Genomic DNA, 16840 nt, shown 5'->3' with positions numbered 1-16840 from the left:
GTCGCGGTTCGCCGCGTAACCCAGCGCCAGCACGCCTTCCCCGGCGCGGATCAGCTGCCCGCCGACCTCGACGTCTATGAGAAACAGTGTTAGAACACTGTTTCTCACTCACGACCCTTGCGCCGAGCCAGGGCCGTTGCCGCCCACCAGGCGCTGGTAGACCTTCGGGTGGGCGCGGAGCCAGACGTTGAGCTTGCCGATCCAGCGCATGTGCGCCGTTCGCAACCCGGCCGGGATCGGGGTTGCGATGAGTCGCACCACGCGTGCCAGGCGCGAGAATCGGCGATAGTCGCGGAGCGTCCACTGTAGACCGAGGCGATCGCGGAGCGCGGGCGGCAAAGTCGCCCGGAGCAGGAACATCTGGGTGCGGGCGTGCCACCGCCACCCCGAGTCGGGCAGCCACCGCACCGGCTTCCGGACCGTGCGAATCGTCTCGAGGAGTTCCTCGATGGTCGGATTCGTCGCGAAGCCGGCCACCATGTCGTCGTAGTAGCGCTCGAACGCCGTCCAGTCCGGCGGCAGATCGCGGTCGCGCACGCCGAGCAGCCGCCCGACGTCGCACATCTGCGCGTAGTATTCGTCCAATTCGGACGGTGACAGTGGACGGCCGAAGAACCGTTGCGCGTCAACGGGAACCTTCACCAGAGTGGCGTGCACCCAGGCATAGGCCGCCGGGTCCAAGGCGCTGTAGCGCCGTCCATCAAGAGAACCCGTGAACGAACGGTGCAAAGCGCGCAGCCGCGCCGCCTCCACCCGCGCGCCCGCGGCACCGCCGTAGACGTAGATCGACAGCGACGCGCCCGTCCGCATCAGCCGCGTCCAGGGATCCGACGTGTAGTCCGAATGATCGCGCACGCCCGCCGCGACGACCGGGTGCGCCACCTGCAGCACCAGCACCTGCCCGGCCAGCAGCGCGTCGCGGAAGTCGCCGAAGTACTTCCACGCCGCCGTGCCGCGGACGATCGCCCGCGCCATCAAGCCCCGCGGATCAGCATCATCAGCGGCTCGGCGACCGGCGTGTCGGCCTCGCCGGTCGCCAGCCGGCGCAGCTGCAGCCCGGCGATCAGCGCGACGACCGGCCCGGCCAGCCGCCGCGGCTCCGGAACACCGACCGCCGACAGGATCGTCACGGCCAGCTCGTCGTACGCCGCGAAGCACCGCGAAGACGCTTCGTGCAGTTCAGGGTCGCGCGCGGACTGGAGGTACAGCTCGTGCGCGCCGAGCTCGTCGGCGCCGAACGGCAGCTGCGCGATCACGTGCTCGACGACCGACGCGGCCTGCTCGACGCTGAGGCCGTCCGCGCGGTAGCCGTCGACGATCGCGCCTAGCTTCGCCGTCTCTTCCTCGGCGAACAGCAGCATCGCTTCGCGCAGCAACGCCGTCTGGCTGGGGAAGTGGTAGGTGAGCGTGCCGAGCGAAACGCCGGCGGCGGCCACGATCCGGCGGTTCGTCAGGCCGCCGACGCCGTGCTCGCCGACGACCGTCAGCGCGCCGCGCAGGATGGCTTCCCGGGTGCTTACCAGCTTGCCTCGGGATGCCGCTCCGGCCACCGTTCGACCTCTTCCAGTTGCGCGGCGAGCGAAACCAGCCGCTCCTCGGCGTGCGAGGGGCCGAGCAGCTGCGCGCCCAGCGGCAGCCCGTCGTCCGTCAGCCCGGCCGGGACGTTGACCCCCGGCCAGCCCAGCACGTTCCACGGCCAAGCGTACGGGCAGGCTGCGATCATGGCCTGGTCGGTCTCCCAGTCGGACAGCCCGTCGAACGTGCCGATCGGCGGCGGCGGGGTCGCGGTGGTCGGGGTCAACAGGACGTCGACGCGGCCGAAGACCGAGCCGATCCGGCGGTGCAGCCCCGGCTCGAGCGCCCGCGCGAGCCGCAGTGCGGGTCCGGCCAGCAGGCGGCCGTGGCCGGCGTTGCTGCGGGTGCGCGGGTCGAGCCCGGTGCGGTCGGGCACGCGCAGCGTCCAGTCGCGGACGCCGGTGAGCGAGCGCGGCAGGAACGTCAGGCCGATCAGCCCGTAGTCCGGCTCGACCTCGACGATCTCGTGGCCCAGCCCGGCGAGCGACTCGGCGAGCCGCCGCACGTTCGCTTCGACGACGGGGTCGAGCCTGGTCTTGGTGGCGGTGAACGGGATCCGCGTCGACAGCCCGATCCGCAGCCGGCCGGGTTCGCGCGCGGCGGCGGTCCGGAACGTGCGGCCGGTGGCGGCGGCGACGTCGAGCAGCAGGGCGGCGTCTTCGACGGTCCGGGCGAGCGGGCCGAGCACGGTCAGGCCGTGGAACAGCTCGCCACCGGTCGGGATCCGGCCGCGCTGGGTCTTGATGCCGACGAGCCCGGTCCACGCGGCCGGGATGCGGACCGAGCCGGCGCCGTCGGAACCGAGCGCGGCCGCGATGACCCCCGACGCCACCGCGGCCGCGCTCCCGCCTGAAGAACCCCCGGGGGTGTGGCCGGTGTGCCACGGGTTGCGCGTCGCGCCGAAGGCCGGGCCCTCGGTGAACGGCCACTGTCCCAGCTCGGGGGTGTTGGTCTTGCCGACGATGACGGCGCCGGCTTCACGCAGCAGCGCGACGGCGGGCGCGTCGGTGGTGGCGCACGGGAACTCGCCGACGCAGCCGAACGACGTGGGCAGGCCGGTGAGGTCGACGTCGTCCTTGATCGCGACGGGCACGCCGAGCAGCGGCTTGCGGTCCCCGGCCTGCAGTCGCCGGTCCGCTTCGGCCGCTTCGGCGAGAGCCGCGTCGTCGCGCAGGTGCCGGAAGGCGTTGAGGACGGGCTGACTGGCGTGCGCGCGCCCGAGGGCGGCCGCGGTCAGCTCGGCGGAGGTGACTTCGCCGGCAGCGAGCTGCGCGGCTTGCGCGCTGAGGCCGGCGAAGTCGAGGCCGGTCTGCGGTGTCGCGGTCATGGCACCTCCCAAAGGCTCTCGTTCGTTCGAACGAACGTTACCGGATACCGACGGTCTCCGGCTACTCCCGCTCTAGAGTGGTGCAAAGCCGAGCCTGGAGGGCCGATGACGTTCGACTTCGCCGGATTCCCCGACGCCGCTCTCGACGCGATCCCCCGCGTCGACCTGGGCGGCTGGCCCACGCCGCTGCACGAAGCGCCGCGGCTCGGCGAAGCTCTCGGCCTGGGGAACCTCTGGCTCAAGCGCGACGACGTCCACCCGCTCGGCGCCGGCGGCAACAAGCTCCGGAAGCTCGAATTCCACCTCGGCGCGGCCCAGGAAGCCGGCGCGGACACCGTGATCACCTTCGGCGCGCTCCAGACCAACCACGGCCGCCAGACCGCCGCCGCGTGCGCGAAGCTCGGCCTGCGCTGCGAACTCGTCCTCACCGCGAAGGTCCCGCGCGACGGCGAAGCGTACGAGCGTGGCGGCAACATCCCGCTCGACAAGCTCTTCGGTGCGACCGTCCACGTCTGCGCAGACGGCGAGGAGACCGGCCGCACCTACGACCGGCTCGTCGCCGAAGCCGCCGCCGAGGGCCGGAAGGTCGCCACCGTCCCGGTCGGCGGCTCCAACGACCTGGGCGCACTCGGTTATGTCCGTGCCACCCACGAACTCGCGCGACAGCTGGAAGAACGCGGCATCGAACGCGCCCACCTCGTCGTCCCGCACGCCAGCGGCGGCACGGCGGCCGGGGTCGTGCTGGCGGCCGGGCTCCTCGGGAACCTCGGTGTCGGCATCGCCTGCGTCAGCCACCCGCTCGACGAGGCCACGGAGAACCTGCGTGACCTCGTCGCCGGCGCGGCCAAGCTCCTCGGCGTCGAACCGCCGCCGTTCACGCACGCGAAGATGAGCGACTCCACCCTCGGCCCCGGCTACGGCATCCCGACCGACGCCGTCTGGAACGCGCTACGGCTTTTCGGGCGCACCGAGGGCGTTGTGCTCGATCCGGTTTACAGCGGCAAGGTGGCCGCCGCGCTGGTCGAATGGGCCGGCCACTTCGCTCCCGACGACCACGTGGTGTTCCTGCACACCGGCGGGATGCCCGGCCTGTACGGCTACGCGCCCGAATTCGCGGCTGCCGTCGAAAGCTGATTCCAGCCGGGTCGCGACCCGCAGCAGCGTGAAGAGCATTGCGACGTCGGCGAGCAGCAGCAGCCGCTGCGTGACGCCGATCGGGAACGCGTCCGAGATTGCCGGGAACGGCCCGATCTGGGCCTCGCTCAGCCGCACCAGCACAAAACTGATCGCGAACAGCCCGAACGCGACCCCGCTCAGCCGGATCGCGCGCACGACGGCGGCCCGCTCCGGCCGTCCCCGCAACGGTTCCAGCAGCGAAATCGCCGCGCCGGGCAGGCTCAGGAACGCGACCAGGCACGCGTAGAGGTGGATCTCGCCGCTCACCGGGTCGGGCGCTTCCGGGTAGCTCGCCGGGAACACCGCGGCAGCGGCCATCCCGAGCGACCAGAGCGCGAGCAGCAACCGGGTCGTGCGCGACAGCGGGACGCCGGCGGCGTGCAGCGCGCCGAGCACCGCCAGCGAGCCGATGGCCAGCGACAACACGCTCGCGGCGAGCATGCCTTCGCCCCGGTCGGTCACGGTGTAGCTCGACAGCGTGTCGTACACCGGGTTGTGCGAGCTGATGATGTGCAGCACCACGGCCGTGAACAGCCCCCAGCCGAGCGCGCCCAGCGCCACGAGCCGCCACGGTCTCGTGCGCTTCCCCTGTTCCGTCCCCATGCCATTCAGGTTCTCGAAGAACGGGACGGTCGTGATCAGGGAAGACCCTGAATTCCCCCGGATGCGAAGTCGATCAGTACCAGGGCTTGGTCGTCGTGGCGCTTCGGACGCGGCCAGCGTTCGCCGTCCGGGTCCTGCTTCTCCGCGGTCCGGACGGCGTCCAGCACGGCGTCCGGACCGTCGGCGCGGGTGATCGCCAGGACCTCGCGCCAGTCGAACAGTGCGTACTGGTCGACGCCGATGGAGACGCCGTCGCTGGCGAGCACGACAGCCTCGACGTCGGCGCGCGGCCAGCTGCGACGCACGGCGTGCGCGGCCGCGCCGGGGTCGGCTTCGGCGACCCAGAAGCCGTCGTGGGCGTTGCGCCGGCGCCGGACGTCCGCGCCGGTCTGGAGCATGCCGCGCCGCCGCAGCCGGGCGAGCCGGTCATCGGAGACGACGTCGACACCGAAGCCGCCGAAGCCGACCACCGGGCTGTCGGCGAGCACCAGTGCCTCGACGCGGTCTTCGAGCCACCGCACGGCGGCGACCGTGCTCGACGGCGACTGTTGCGGACGCAGGGCGTTCTCGGCCGTCACGACGGCGATCGCGCTGGTCAGCAGGTCCGTCAGATCGGCGTCCGGCGCCGCGCGGAGGTCGTCGGCGAGGCGGCGGGCCAGCCGTTCGGCGTACCAGCCGCCCGGCGGTTGCGAAGGGTCCGACGAGGTGGCGCCGTCGAGGACGAACACGGCGTTGTCCAGCACGACGACGTGGTCCTCGGTCGGGCGGGGGTGGCCGTCGGCGCCCACCCCGGCCCGCTCGGCGATCACGATCTCGGGCACCACCCGACTCTACGTCGCCGGTCCGGGACCTTCGCGCCGAAGACTGTCAACCCAGGTTGACACGTCGGAGATGTCAACGTAGGTTGACAGACATGACGGAAGCGACGGACCTGGCCGCCCGGGCCGGCGACCGCGATCCCCGGGTGGGACTGCGAGCGGTCGCCGCGCTCCGGCGGCTGGTGGAACAACTGGAGGCCGTGCAGGTCCGCAGCGCGCGGATCAACGGCTGGTCGTGGCAGGAGATCGCCGCCGAGCTGGGGGTCAGCCGGCAGGCCGTGCACAAGAAGTACGGGAGGCACTGATGTTCGAGAGGTTCACGGCGGACGCGCGGATGGCGGTCGTCGAGGCGCAGATCGTGGCGCGGGAGTCCGGTTCGGTGGAGATCCGGCCGGTGCACCTGCTGGCCGGGCTGGTCAAGACCGATGTCCCCCTGCTCGCCGAGCTGGGGATCTCGCCGGACGAGATCGCGGCCGAGCTGGCGCGCACCCGCCGTCGCGGCGGGGTCAGCGACGCCGACGCCGAGGCGCTCACCGAGTTCGGCATCGACGTCGAGCAGATCGTCGAACGCATCGAGCAGACCCACGGCGAAGGCGCGCTCGCCGGCCGGCTCGGGCCGGCCAAGCGAGGGCACATCCCGTTCACGTCCCAGTCGAAGAAGACCTTGGAACTGAGCCTCAAGGAAGCCGTCCGGCTGGGGGACAAGCACCTCGGGCAGGAGCACATCCTGCTGGCGCTGGCCCAGCAGCGCGACACCGACGACGTGCTCGCCCGGCGCGGTGCCGACTACCCGACGCTGCGCCGGGCCGTGCAGCAGCGCAAGGCCGGCTAGTGACCCTGCTGCTGCTCCTGCTCTTCCGCGGCGCGGTCGCGCCAGGTGGTCAGCGGCAGCAGGGCCTGGGTGAGCGGGCCGATGGCCAGGGCGTAGAGCACGGTGCCGACCCCGACGGTCCCGCCGAGCAGGAAGCCGATGCCGACCACGGTGACCTCGATGCCGGTGCGCACCAGCCGGACCGACCAGCCGGTGCGTCCCGCGAGCCCGGTCATCAGGCCGTCGCGGGGCCCGGGCCGAGCCGCGCGCCGACGTAGGTGGCGGTCGCGACGCCGTTGAGCGTCACCCCGCCGGCCAGCAGCGCGATCTGCCACACCAGGTCGTGCTGATCCGGGAGGAATGCCCGGACGACGTCGACCATCACGGAGATGACCACGACGTTCGCGATGGTGCCGATCCCGGGTCGCTGGCGCAGCGGGACCCACAGCACGAGCACGACCACGGAAATCAGTCCGGTGATCGTGCCGAACGTCAGTCCGGTGTGCTTCAGGACGCCTTCGGCCAGGACGCTCCACGGCTCGAGGCCCAGTCCTGCGCGGGTGACGAGGGCGACGCTGGTGCCGTAGAGGGCGAGGCCGCCGAACAGCTGGGCGCTGCGGCGGACGGGGTCGCGGGAGATCCGGACGGGCCGGAGATCGATCTGAGCCACGTCTCCACTATCAGGGCAAAGTGGCCTTGTAAACCATAGCCACTTCCAGGATATTGGCCTTATGGATCCCGTCATCCCGGTAGGTGGACGCATCTCCGGTCCGCGATTGGCCGTCATGCTGGGCTCGTGGCGGCAAGGCGGGTCCCGGCAGGGGTCGGCCGACCTGGCCGGTGCCATCGAGCTGCAGGTGCTGGACGGCCAGCTCCCGCTCGGCACCCGGCTGCCCGCCGAGCGCGAGCTGGCCGACGCGCTCGGCGCCAGCCGGACGTTGATCGGCGCAGCTTTGGACCGGTTGCGGGAGAACGGGTTCGTCGCGAGCCGCCGGGGCGCGGGGTCGTGGATCGCCGCGCCCGGACGTCGTCGCCGCGGACCGCTCGCGCCGGTGGGCAACGGCTCGATCGACTTCACCCACGCGTCCTCGCCGGCCATCGCGGGCACCGCCGCGGCGGTCGACGCGGCCCGCGTCCGGCTCGCCGACCACCTGGGGGACCACGGCTACCAGGAGCGCGGCCTGCTCGGGCTGCGGGAGAAGATCGCCCACCGGTACACCGAACGCGGGCTGCCGACGACGCCCGCGCAGGTCATGGTCACCAACGGCGCGCACCACGCGTTCGTCCTGGTCCTGCGGATGCTCTCGGGCCCCGGCGACCGCGTGCTCGTCGAGCAGCCGACGTACCCGAACGCCCTGGAAGCCATCCGGGCCGCGCACGCGATCCCGGTGCCGGTGGCGCTCGACCCGACCGGGCTGCGCGGCTGGGACATCGCGGGTGTCGACGCGGCGCTGCGCCAGGCGAACCCGCGGTTCGCCTACCTCGTCGTCGACTTCCAGAACCCGACCGGCCTGCGCCTGGACACCGAAGGCCGCGAGCGGCTCGGTGCGGTCCTGGCCCGCGCCCGGACACCGGTCGTCGTCGACGAGACGCTGGTCGAGCTGGACCTGGAAGGCGACCCGCTCGACGGGCCGCCGCCACTGGCCGCGTTCGCCGGCGACCTGGCGATCTGCGTCGGGTCGGCGTCCAAGACGCACTGGGGCGGCCTGCGGCTCGGCTGGATCCGCGCGTCGGAGGACCTGCTCGGCCGGTTGGTTTCGGCGCGCTACGCGGTCGACCTCGGGTCGCCGGTGTTCGAGCAGATCGTGCTCACCGAGCTGCTGGCCGACGAGACCGCGCTGGCCCGCCGCCGCGAGGAACTGCGCGGCTACCGCGACGCCCTGGCCGGCGCGGTGCACCGGTACCTGCCGGACTGGACGTTCACGCTGCCGAAGGGCGGGCTGTCGCTGTGGTGCCGCATGCCGGAGCCGGTGAGCTCGCGGCTGGCGGTGGCGGCGGCGAGCCACGGCGTCCAGGTGGCGCCCGGCTCCCGCTTCGGCGTCCACGGTGGACTGGAGCGCTGGATCCGGCTGCCGTTCTCCTTGCCACCGGACAAGATCGACGAGGCGGTCCGGCGGCTGAGCGCCGCGGCGGCGTCGGTCAGCGGCACCCCGGCCTCGCTGGACGCGCCGATCGCCTAGGTCCGGACAGAACGAACCGGTGCGCTGGATGCGAGCCTGCTCCCAGGGATGGGCGGCGTTCGTGTGCATCCAGCGCACCGGTTCGGTGTTCACACCCCCGTTCGCGGACGTGACCCCGCTCGCGGGTAACCGCTGGCTTCCCGGCACAGCCCCTCGACGTGCCGGGAAGCCCGCGGTTCAGGCGCGCTCTCGGTACTGCGAGATCTCGCTCGGCGCGGTGAGCGAAAACTCCCGGAGCGCACCCGGTGTGGGTCCCGGCGCCGCGGGGGCAGCGCGGCGCCGGGACCGGGATCCGACCCGGCCGGGCGCGGTCGGCCGGTCGGAAAGACTGTGGTTTCGCATGGCTTTCAGCCCCTGGGGTACGTCGGACGCGCGTGAGCGTCACGAGACGTGAAAGAGTCACGAATTTCGTACTGGAGCAGGGGAATCGTCACGCCGTCACGGCGTGCGCGTGCGTCTAGTTGATCTTGTTTTGGACGCAGTTCTCCCCGGCTGCCCGGTTCGGGGTCAGTCGGGGGAGGTGGTGGGCAGGGCGGCTTCCCTGCCCGCGCCGTCGACGTCGTGGTCGCGGCTGGCACCGATGAGCTTCAGCTGGGTGGTGGTGACGTCGTCGGTGTGGACGGCGAACGGGTGGCGGGCGCCACCGGGGCCGTCGTGGCCGGGAGCCGCGGTCGGGGCCGGCGCGCCCGGGGCGCTGGTGCCGCCGGGCAGGCCCGGGGTGCTGTCGCCCCCGCCGCCGTTGCGGGCGTGGACACCGGAGTCGCGCGGCTGGTCCTGCTTGGCGGGCAGCGTGTTCTGCACCTCGACGAGGTGCGCGACCGCGACCCGGGAGGTCTGCGAGGTCGTCGCCTCTTCCGTCGCGGTGGGGGCGGTCTCGGTGGCAGCGGCGGTGGTCGTCTGGGTGACGGTGTCGCCCACGACGCCGGGCACGGTCACCGTGACGCCGCCCGAGTTCGAGCCGCCGTTGAGGATCGGGCCCAGGACGTCGTCGAGGGGGAGCAGGACGGGCGCGTTCGGGTTGTTCGCGGGCGGCTGGGTGAGCGGCGCGAGAACGGTGTGGCTCAGCGTGTCCGTGACGGTGCCGACGGTCTGCAGGGTCCCGTTGACGGTCGTGGTGACCGTGTTCAGCGTGCCGCCGACCACGTTGAGGACGCCACCGACGAGACCGCCGAGCAAGCCGCCCGAGGAGGAGGTCGCCTTGGTGGTCGGCGCTTCGGTGGTCTGGGTGTCCTTCGTGGACTCCGTCGCGCTCTGCTTCGCGGACGCATCGGTCTGCGGTTGTTCGGCCGATGTCCGGGTTGCGGCGGCGGGGGTTTCGTCGGTAGCGGGTGTGCAGGTGGCTTCGCGGTGGCTCTTGAGGTGCAGGCCCGACAGCAGGCCGCCGTGCTCCACAGTGGACGCCGCGGTGTGCTGGCAGGTGGGGGTCTCGGCGGCGGCCGCGGTGCTGCCGGACAGCGCGCCGGTGAGCAGCCAGCCGGCGAGGGTCAGGCCCCCGGCGACGAGGATCTTGGCGGCTGGCCGCTGGAGCGCCACGGCCCACGGGCGCGGCGCGCGCTCGCGTGCGTAGCCGTCACCAGGGGTTTCTCCGTGGGAGCGGGACCGGGTTTCACCCGCTGTGAGCGCAGGCCGCGCGGGGGCGCTGCGGCGCGCGTTCGCCGTGCTGCTCACCGCCACCACCACCGTCCGCGCCTGAAACTCTCGCGATGCCCGCTCGAGTCTGTTCTTGCTGGGGTCTTTCTCCGGCCAGGTCGCAGTTCCCCCGGGGCTGCACTCTTTCTAGCACCGCTCGGGAGTCTTTCATCTCTCCCGCGTTCGATCCAGCCCGTAAGGCGGAACGGCCCTACCGGGCAAGGTATCTACGGCCGACGAGTTGATCACTCTCAGTGCCGTTCGGGGGTTCCACTGCGGCCATTCGGACGAGTTCTGCAATTTGCACATTCGGGCGTTGACCTGATGTTTCCGACGACCTGGTCGCTTTCCGTGCCAGCACAGTGGCTTTGGGTGTGCGCGGCCAAGTTTGGCCGGACGATCGGAAAGCGTCCGGAGTGTGGGACGCGCACCGGGCCGAGTGGGTCCACAGTGGTCCGTGAGCCCGGATCCGCGCCGCTCGGACCACTCCGGTCCGTGATCGCCGACGGCCGGACGCCCACTGGTTCGGACCGAGCCGGCCAGGCGACGCCCCAGACCCGGAATCGCCTTCATGATCGCGGAGCGTGACTACCGGTTACGGCAACCGGTCGACGCCCGCCGGCGCGTCCCGCACCGGTCGCCGGCCGCGCCGGCCTCGGCGCGCGCGGCCCGCCGGCTTTTCACGCTCGAATTCACCGCCGGAAAGTTTCCGCCTCGCCGGCGCGGTCGTCAGACCAGTTTGCGCAATCGGGTGACGCCCTCGTCGATGACGTCGTTGCGTTTGCAGAACGCGAAACGCAGGAGGTGTTTCCACTCGTCCGGGTGATCGGTGAACACCTTCACGGGGACCGCGGCGACACCGACCCGTCCGGGGAGCTCCCACGCGAGGTCGGCGGCGTCGGCGAAGCCCAGCGGCCGCACGTCGACGCAGACGAAGTACGTGCCGGCCGTCGGCCGCACCGCGAACCCGGCGTCGGCCAGCCCGGCCGAAAGCCGGTCGCGCTTCTCCTGGAGGCTGGACCGCAGGCCGTCGACCCAGGCCAGTTCGTGGTCGAGCGCGTGCGCGACGGCCGGCTGCAGCGGGCCGCCGGACACGAAGGTGATGAACTGCTTCGCCGCCTTCACCGCCGCGACCAGCTCCGGCGTCGAGCAGACCCAGCCGATCTTCCAGCCGGTGCAGTTGAACGTCTTCCCGGCGCTGGAGATGCTCACCGTCCGCGGGCGCATCCCGGGCAGCGTGACCAGCGGGATGTGCTCGTTGTCGGCGAAGACCAGGTGCTCGTAGACCTCGTCGCAGATCGCGATGAGGTCGTGCTCGACGCACAGCGCGGCGAGCGCCGCCAGCTCGGCGCGGGTGAACACCGTGCCGGTCGGGTTGTGCGGCGAGTTGACCAGGATCGCCCTGGTCCGCGGCGTGACGGCGGCCCGCAGCCCCTCGACGTCCAGGCCGAACCGCCCGTCTTCGCCCTCGATCAGCCCGACGACCCTGCGTTCGGCGCCCGCCATCGCGACGGCGGCGGCGTAGGAGTCGTAGTACGGCTCGATGACGATGACCTCGTCGCCGGGCTCGGTCAGCGCCAACAACGCTGCCGCAATGGCCTCGGTCGCGCCCGCGGTGACCAGGATCTCCGTGTCCGGGTCGTACTCGGTGCCGTAGCGCAGCCGGTGCCGCGCGATCGCCGCGCGCAGCTCGGGCCGCCCGGGGCCGGGCGGGTACTGGTTGGCCCCGCCGAACAGCGCGTTCTTGGCCGCGTCGAGCATGCCGGCCGGGCCGTCGGTGTCCGGGAAGCCCTGGCCGAGGTTGACGGCGTCGTGCTCGACGGCCAGCGCGGTCATCTCCGCGAAGATGGTCGAGGTGAACGGCCGGAGGCGGGGGACGAGAGCAGGTTCGCGCACGATCAGCCATCCTCACGGACAATGGCAGGGTGGAGCAACTGACCCCCGCCAAGGTGACGCCCGCCGACCCGCCGGGCGGCGCGGCCGGCGAAGAGGAAAAGCGGCGCGCCCTGCGCAAGATGAAGCTGGTCGCGCTGTCGTTCCTGATCGGCGCCACCGTCGTGTTCCTGCTGACCAGCTGGGCGCAGTCGAGCGGCTGGCCGGGCTGGGTCGGCTACGTGCGCGCCGCGGCCGAGGCCGGCATGGTCGGCGCGCTGGCCGACTGGTTCGCCGTCACGGCGCTGTTCCGGCACCCGCTCGGGCTGAAGATCCCGCACACGGCGATCATCCCGAACAAGAAGGACGCGCTGGGCAACAGCCTCGGCGACTTCGTCGGGTCGAACTTCCTCTCCGAGGAGGTCATCCGCGACAAGCTGAAGCGCGTCGAGATCGCGCGGCGCCTGGGCTCGTGGCTGGCCCAGGAGGAGAACGCCGAGCGCGTGACGTCCGAGCTGTCCACGATGGTCCGGGCAGCGGTCCGCGTCCTCCGCGACGAGGACGTCCAGGCGATCATGGAGCAGGCCGTCGCGCGGCGGATCATCGACAAGCCGTGGGGCCCGCCGCTGGGCAAGATCCTGCAGGGCGTCTTCGCCGACGGCGCGCACCACAAGCTGGTCGACCTGATGTGCGACCGCGGGTACGAGTGGGTCCGCGACAACCACACGACGATGCTGCGCGTGGTGTCCGACCGCGCGCCGAGCTGGTCGCCGAAGTTCGTCGACGAGATGCTCGCGGACAAGGTGTACGGCGAGGTGCTGTCTTTCGCGTGGGCGGTCAAGACCGACGTCAACCACCCGATGCGGCTGGCGCTGGACAAGTTCCTCGGCGAGTTCGCGCAAGATCTGCAGACCGACCCCGACGTGATGGCCCGCGCCGAGCAGGTGAAGGGCCAGATCGTGCACCACGAGGAGGTCCAGCGCCTGATCGGTTCGGCGTGGAGCACGGCGAAGGAGATGCTGCTGACGGCGGCGGAGGACCCGTCGAGCGAGCTGCGCCGACGCGTCCGGCTGGGTCTCACGTCGCTGGGGTCGCGCTTGGTTTCGGACGATCAGCTGCGGTCGAAGGCCGACGGCTGGGTCGAGGGCGCGGCGGCGTACCTGGTGAAGAACTACTCGCGCGAGATCACGACGATCATCACGGACACGGTCGAGCGCTGGGACGCCGAGGAGACGTCGCGCAAGATCGAGCTCCAGGTGGGCCGCGACCTGCAGTTCATCCGCATCAACGGCACGGTCGTCGGTGCGTTGGCCGGGCTGGTCATCTACGCGGTGGCGGAGCTGCTGTTCTGACGGGCTGAGTCGTATACCACATCTGGGGGAGGTTCAAACCAGTTGTCCACAGGAAGCTGAGTTATCCCCGGGGTTATCCACAGGTTTTCACGGTGATGGCCTAATCGGTGTCCACAACGTGTGGGGGCTTGGGGGTCGGGGGCGTGGATATGTGGTGCTCGGGTGACGAGTTGTCCACAGCCTTTCGAGGGTCCGCCGCTCGGATGAGTGCGGGCTCGCGGCGTCTTGAATGAGTCATTCAGGGCGCCGGAGGTCCTGAATGACTCATTCAAGACCTCTGGAGTCGCCGGGCGCGCAGCCCGCCGGCGCCGTCAGCCTGCCGCGGTCTCGGCCGCCCGCGCCCGCCAGCCGCGCGCCTTCTCGCGGTTTCCGCACACCCGCATCGAGCACCACGTGCGCGACCGGTTGCGGGACTCGTCGTAGAACGCCCACAAGCACGTGTCGGCCGGGCAGATCTTCAGCCGGATCCAGTCGCCGCGCACCACCAGCCGGGCGCACGCCGCGAACACCGCGCCCACTACGTCGTCGGCGATGAGCGCCGGGCCGTCGTCGGTGAGGGAGATGCGCGTGCCGACGTCGAGGCTGCCGCCGGGCAGCCGGGGGTCGCCGATCGCCGCGCGCAGGGCGTCTCGCGCCGCGCGGGCCTCGGGGGCGGGATTGGCCGTCAACGCTCGCCCGGCCGCCCACCTGTGCCACTGCCCGGGATCTTCGAGCAGGTCAGTGCCCTCTTCGACGTTGACCGTGTTGAGGAACTCCACGACGAGGGAGGCGTCGGTGTGCACCGGCCCAGTGTACGGCGGTCGGTGGTTGCCCCCGCGTGCGCTAACCCACATAATGCGTTGACCGGTTATTCACGATCGAAGGGAGCGACGATGAGTGCGGTACCGACGCTGGGTGTGGTGGCGCTCGACTGCCCCGACCCGGCGGCACTGGCCGGGTTCTACCGGGCGGTACTGGAGTGGGAGGCACCCGAAGTCTCCGAAGACAGCCACTGGGTCACGCTGGCCAACCCCGCCGGCGGCGCGGGCATCGCGTTCCAGCGGGTGGCCGACTACCGGCCGCCGGCGTGGCCGTCCGCGGAGAACCCGCAGCAGTCGCACCTGGACCTGAACGTCACGGACCTGGAGGCGGCGCACGAGCGCGTGCTCGGTCTGGGCGCGAAACTGCTGGACGACGGGCCGGAGACGTTCCGCGTCTACGCCGATCCGGTGGGCCACCCGTTCTGCCTCTGCGCCTGCTGACCGATTTGTGCGTAGTCTCGCATGTGTGATTTGTCCGAAGTGTCAGAACCAGATGCGGACCGTGGACAAGAACGGCGTCCACATCGAGCAGTGCGAGGGCTGTCGCGGGATCTTCCTGGACCGCGGTGAGCTCGAAGCGATCGCCGGTGCGGAAAGTTCGTTCTACGGCCACCAGCCACCGCAGTACCAGGGCGGCCACGGCCGTCCCGACTCGCCGCGCCCCTACCGCGGCGGCTATCCGGATTCGCCCAAGGCGTACCGCGGGGGGTACGGGGACTCGCCACGGCCGCAGCACCGCGGGTACTCGGATTCGCCGAGGCCGTACGGGCACGGCAACCGCAAGCGCGGCTTCCTCGAGAACCTCTTCGACTGAGGTGGGTCTCGACCTGCGGATCTGCCCGTCCTGCGGCGACCGGGCCGACCGCCCGGTCGTCGCCGGGGGATCCTTGGAGTGCGCTCGGTGCGGTCACCGGTGGCCGTTCCGGCGGCTGCCGCTGTTCGCGCTGACGGGCCCGAGCGGCGCGGGCAAGTCGACGCTCGGCCCCCTCTTGGCGGCGCGCTTCGGCGGCGAAGTCGTGGTGCTGGATCAGGACATCCTCTGGACGGGCGCCCTGCGCGACGACGTCGCGGCGTTCCGCGCGGTGTGGCTCCGGATGGCGGCGATGCTGCACCAGAACGGCCGCCCGGTCGTGCTGTGCGGGACCGTGGTGCCGCCGGAGTTCGAGCCCCTGCCGGAGCGCGTGTTCTTCAGCGAGATCCACTACCTGGCGCTCGTCGGCACGCCGGAGTCGTTGAGCCGGCGGCTGCGGGCGCGCCCGGCGTGGCGGGAGTGGGACGAGCCGCGGATCGCGGAGATGCTGGAGTTCAACGACTGGCTCCAGAAGTCGGCGCCGGAGCTGGGGGTCGACCTCTTCGACACGACGGAGATCTCGGCGGAGGCGACGGCGGACCACGTCGAGAAGTGGATCCGCACGCGGCTGCCGGACTGAGCCGAAGCCTTTCCGGTCAGCCGAGCGGCCAGGTGCGGCCGCCCGGTTCGTCGAGCCAGAACTCCTGGCGGTCCGCGGTGACCGTCACCCCGAACCGGTCGCGGTCCGGCTTGCCCAGCTCGCACCACTCGACGTAAGCCGCCTCGGCCAGTTCCCACAGCGCTCGCGGGCCGCCCTGGGCCACCTCGTCCGCGCCGGCACGCTTGCGGTGGCGGACCCACGAGCCGTCCGAGTGGACGAGCGCGACTCCGCTCTCGCCCGGCCCGCCCGCCGCGTGCGGGTCCGTGCCGTCGTGGTCGCGCACCGGCCGGACGCCCGGCATCGCCAGCCCGGCGAAGAACTCGAACTGCTTGCGCGGCTGGATCACCGACGACATCGGCAGCCGCGTCTGCTCCCAGTCGTCCCGCGACGGCATCGGCAGCGGGTCGGCCTGCGTCAGCCGATGCGCGCGAAGCGGCATGAAACGGCCGTCGCGCGCGAGGACGTGCCCCTGCCCGGTGCCGTCCTCACCGGCGACGAGCCGGATCAGCCCGGCGCCGATCGGCCGGTTCAGTGTCGTCACGATCAGGCCGCCCGGCGTGGTCTGCGCCAGCCACGCGAGCGGGATCGATGACACCGAAGCGGTGCACAGCACCCGGTCGAACAGCGTGCCGGCCGGGAAGCCGAGCGCGCCGTCGCCCACCGCGCACGCCGGCCGGTAGCCCGCCGCGGCCAGCCGTTCGCGCGCTTCGTCCGCGATCACCGGATCGACGTCCACGGTGGACACCAGGCCGGCGCCGCAGCGGTGGCTCAGCAGCGCGGCGTTGTAGCCGGTGCCGGTGCCGATCTCGAGCACGCGCTGCCCGTCCCGCACCCGCAGCTCCTCGAGCATGATCGCCATGATCGACGGCATGCTCGACGAGCTCGTCGGCGTGCCGGCCACCGGTCCGGTGCGCCGGGCGAGCTCCCAGCGGTCCGGGTCGTCGTCCAGCTGCGTGACCAGCACGTCACGCGAGTAGACGGTCTCCAGCCAGCCCGGGTCGTCGCGGTCGACCGCGGCCCACAGCCCGCCCGCCGGTGCGAAGAACCGCGGCAGGAAGACGTGGCGCGGTACCGCGCGGAAGGCGGCGATCCATTCCGGGGCGTGCAGGACGTCCTCGTCGAGCAGGTGCTCGACGAGCCGCCGCCGCAGCCGAGCCGAGCGCGTCATGCGACCACGTTAGCGGTGAGCACCACCACACCCGATAGTTGCAAGCAGAGTGCTTGCAATAGCTAGCACTCGCGCGTA

General features: G+C 71.8%; 16 protein-coding genes and 2 pseudogenes. 8 read left to right on the top strand and 10 right to left on the bottom strand.

What is annotated here, in order from left to right:
- Positions 1–108: 108 nt before the first annotated feature.
- Genes AB0M59_RS18715 through AB0M59_RS18705 form a run of 3 tightly spaced genes read right to left on the bottom strand, consistent with a single transcriptional unit; the run spans position 109 to position 2902 of the window.
- Entirely contained in the window at positions 109–975 is an 867-nt protein-coding gene (locus tag AB0M59_RS18715) for an oxygenase MpaB family protein (protein WP_364616482.1), read from the bottom strand.
- A complete protein-coding gene (locus AB0M59_RS18710) occupies positions 975–1550 on the bottom strand; it encodes a TetR family transcriptional regulator (protein WP_364616479.1) in 576 nt (191 codons plus the stop codon). The genes AB0M59_RS18715 and AB0M59_RS18710 overlap by 1 nt, the downstream gene beginning before the upstream one ends.
- Positions 1517–2902 carry an amidase gene (locus AB0M59_RS18705; protein WP_364616476.1) on the bottom strand — a complete coding sequence of 462 codons (1386 nt, stop codon included), beginning with the start codon at positions 2900–2902 and terminating at the stop codon, positions 1517–1519. Before AB0M59_RS18705 ends, AB0M59_RS18710 begins: the two co-directional genes overlap by 34 nt.
- A 105-nt stretch (positions 2903–3007) precedes the next feature.
- Between AB0M59_RS18705 and AB0M59_RS18700 the strand changes: the two genes are divergently transcribed.
- The gene (locus tag AB0M59_RS18700) at positions 3008–4036 is read left to right on the top strand and encodes a D-cysteine desulfhydrase family protein (RefSeq protein ID WP_364616473.1); all 1029 of its coding nucleotides are present in this window, start codon (positions 3008–3010) and stop codon (positions 4034–4036) included.
- 81 nt (positions 4037–4117) lie between these two features.
- Here the strand turns inward: AB0M59_RS18700 and AB0M59_RS18695 are convergent.
- Together AB0M59_RS18695 and AB0M59_RS18690 are read right to left on the bottom strand one after the other, a co-directional pair.
- Positions 4118–4681 (bottom strand): annotated as a pseudogene (locus tag AB0M59_RS18695) (DUF998 domain-containing protein); the annotation flags it as partial.
- 35 nt (positions 4682–4716) lie between these two features.
- Positions 4717–5502 (bottom strand): protein phosphatase 2C domain-containing protein, encoded by a 786-nt coding sequence (locus tag AB0M59_RS18690; RefSeq protein ID WP_364616470.1) that lies wholly within the window; start codon positions 5500–5502, stop codon positions 4717–4719.
- A gap of 92 nt (positions 5503–5594) precedes the next feature.
- Between AB0M59_RS18690 and AB0M59_RS18685 the strand changes: the two genes are divergently transcribed.
- Positions 5595–5804, top strand: a complete 210-nt coding sequence (locus AB0M59_RS18685; protein ID WP_284750436.1) for a helix-turn-helix domain-containing protein — start codon at positions 5595–5597, stop codon at positions 5802–5804.
- A complete protein-coding gene (locus AB0M59_RS18680; RefSeq protein WP_364616467.1) occupies positions 5804–6331 on the top strand; it encodes a Clp protease N-terminal domain-containing protein in 528 nt (175 codons plus the stop codon). Before AB0M59_RS18685 ends, AB0M59_RS18680 begins: the two co-directional genes overlap by 1 nt.
- Here the strand turns inward: AB0M59_RS18680 and AB0M59_RS18675 are convergent.
- A pseudogene (locus tag AB0M59_RS18675) lies at positions 6328–6980 on the bottom strand (hypothetical protein). The gene AB0M59_RS18680 and the pseudogene AB0M59_RS18675 sit on opposite strands and share 4 nt — an antisense overlap.
- Before the next feature lie 61 nt (positions 6981–7041).
- Here AB0M59_RS18675 and AB0M59_RS18670 point away from each other — a divergent pair.
- Entirely contained in the window at positions 7042–8490 is a 1449-nt protein-coding gene (locus tag AB0M59_RS18670; protein WP_364616464.1) for a PLP-dependent aminotransferase family protein, read from the top strand.
- 507 nt (positions 8491–8997) lie between these two features.
- Here AB0M59_RS18670 and AB0M59_RS18665 read toward each other — a convergent pair.
- Together AB0M59_RS18665 and AB0M59_RS18660 are read right to left on the bottom strand one after the other, a co-directional pair.
- The gene (locus AB0M59_RS18665; protein ID WP_364616461.1) at positions 8998–10158 is read right to left on the bottom strand and encodes a hypothetical protein; all 1161 of its coding nucleotides are present in this window, start codon (positions 10156–10158) and stop codon (positions 8998–9000) included.
- Positions 10159–10848: 690 nt separating this feature from the next.
- Positions 10849–12015 carry a pyridoxal phosphate-dependent aminotransferase gene (locus AB0M59_RS18660; protein ID WP_364616458.1) on the bottom strand — a complete coding sequence of 389 codons (1167 nt, stop codon included), beginning with the start codon at positions 12013–12015 and terminating at the stop codon, positions 10849–10851.
- 29 nt (positions 12016–12044) lie between these two features.
- Between AB0M59_RS18660 and AB0M59_RS18655 the strand changes: the two genes are divergently transcribed.
- Entirely contained in the window at positions 12045–13343 is a 1299-nt protein-coding gene (locus AB0M59_RS18655; RefSeq protein WP_364616455.1) for a DUF445 family protein, read from the top strand.
- Positions 13344–13654: 311 nt separating this feature from the next.
- On the opposite strand, the gene AB0M59_RS18650 is transcribed toward AB0M59_RS18655, so the two are convergent.
- Positions 13655–14125 (bottom strand): CGNR zinc finger domain-containing protein, encoded by a 471-nt coding sequence (locus AB0M59_RS18650; protein WP_364616452.1) that lies wholly within the window; start codon positions 14123–14125, stop codon positions 13655–13657.
- A gap of 90 nt (positions 14126–14215) precedes the next feature.
- On the opposite strand from AB0M59_RS18650, the gene AB0M59_RS18645 reads away from it, so the two are divergent.
- Genes AB0M59_RS18645 through AB0M59_RS18635 form a run of 3 tightly spaced genes read left to right on the top strand, consistent with a single transcriptional unit; the run spans position 14216 to position 15573 of the window.
- Positions 14216–14584: a VOC family protein gene (locus tag AB0M59_RS18645; protein ID WP_364616449.1), complete on the top strand. Its 369-nt coding sequence runs from the start codon at positions 14216–14218 to the stop codon at positions 14582–14584.
- Positions 14585–14591: 7 nt separating this feature from the next.
- Complete coding sequence (locus tag AB0M59_RS18640; RefSeq protein WP_364616446.1) at positions 14592–14957, top strand: zf-TFIIB domain-containing protein; 366 nt, start codon at positions 14592–14594, stop codon at positions 14955–14957.
- Position 14958: 1 nt separating this feature from the next.
- The gene (locus tag AB0M59_RS18635; protein WP_364616443.1) at positions 14959–15573 is read left to right on the top strand and encodes a nucleoside kinase; all 615 of its coding nucleotides are present in this window, start codon (positions 14959–14961) and stop codon (positions 15571–15573) included.
- Positions 15574–15589: 16 nt separating this feature from the next.
- On the opposite strand, the gene AB0M59_RS18630 is transcribed toward AB0M59_RS18635, so the two are convergent.
- Entirely contained in the window at positions 15590–16762 is a 1173-nt protein-coding gene (locus tag AB0M59_RS18630) for a methyltransferase domain-containing protein (protein ID WP_364616441.1), read from the bottom strand.
- Positions 16763–16840: the final 78 nt, after the last annotated feature.

The organism is Amycolatopsis sp. NPDC051371, assembly GCF_040682155.1.
GTDB lineage: Bacteria > Actinomycetota > Actinomycetes > Mycobacteriales > Pseudonocardiaceae > Amycolatopsis.
The sequence above is the reverse complement of the archived record's forward strand: the minus strand, read 5'-3'. Positions and strand labels throughout refer to the sequence as shown.

Bases quoted from the DNA above. Each gene is read 5' to 3' on its own strand.
- AB0M59_RS18715 (WP_364616482.1), bottom strand. From the start codon at position 975: ATGGCGCGGGCGATCGTCCGCGGCACGGCGGCGTGGAAGTACTTCGGC.
- AB0M59_RS18705 (WP_364616476.1), bottom strand. From the start codon at position 2,902: ATGACCGCGACACCGCAGACCGGCCTCGACTTCGCCGGCCTCAGCGCG.
- AB0M59_RS18700 (WP_364616473.1), top strand. From the start codon at position 3,008: ATGACGTTCGACTTCGCCGGATTCCCCGACGCCGCTCTCGACGCGATC.
- AB0M59_RS18685 (WP_284750436.1), top strand. From the start codon at position 5,595: ATGACGGAAGCGACGGACCTGGCCGCCCGGGCCGGCGACCGCGATCCC.
- AB0M59_RS18680 (WP_364616467.1), top strand. From the start codon at position 5,804: ATGTTCGAGAGGTTCACGGCGGACGCGCGGATGGCGGTCGTCGAGGCG.
- AB0M59_RS18670 (WP_364616464.1), top strand. From the start codon at position 7,042: ATGGATCCCGTCATCCCGGTAGGTGGACGCATCTCCGGTCCGCGATTG.
- AB0M59_RS18645 (WP_364616449.1), top strand. From the start codon at position 14,216: ATGAGTGCGGTACCGACGCTGGGTGTGGTGGCGCTCGACTGCCCCGAC.
- AB0M59_RS18630 (WP_364616441.1), bottom strand. From the start codon at position 16,762: ATGACGCGCTCGGCTCGGCTGCGGCGGCGGCTCGTCGAGCACCTGCTC.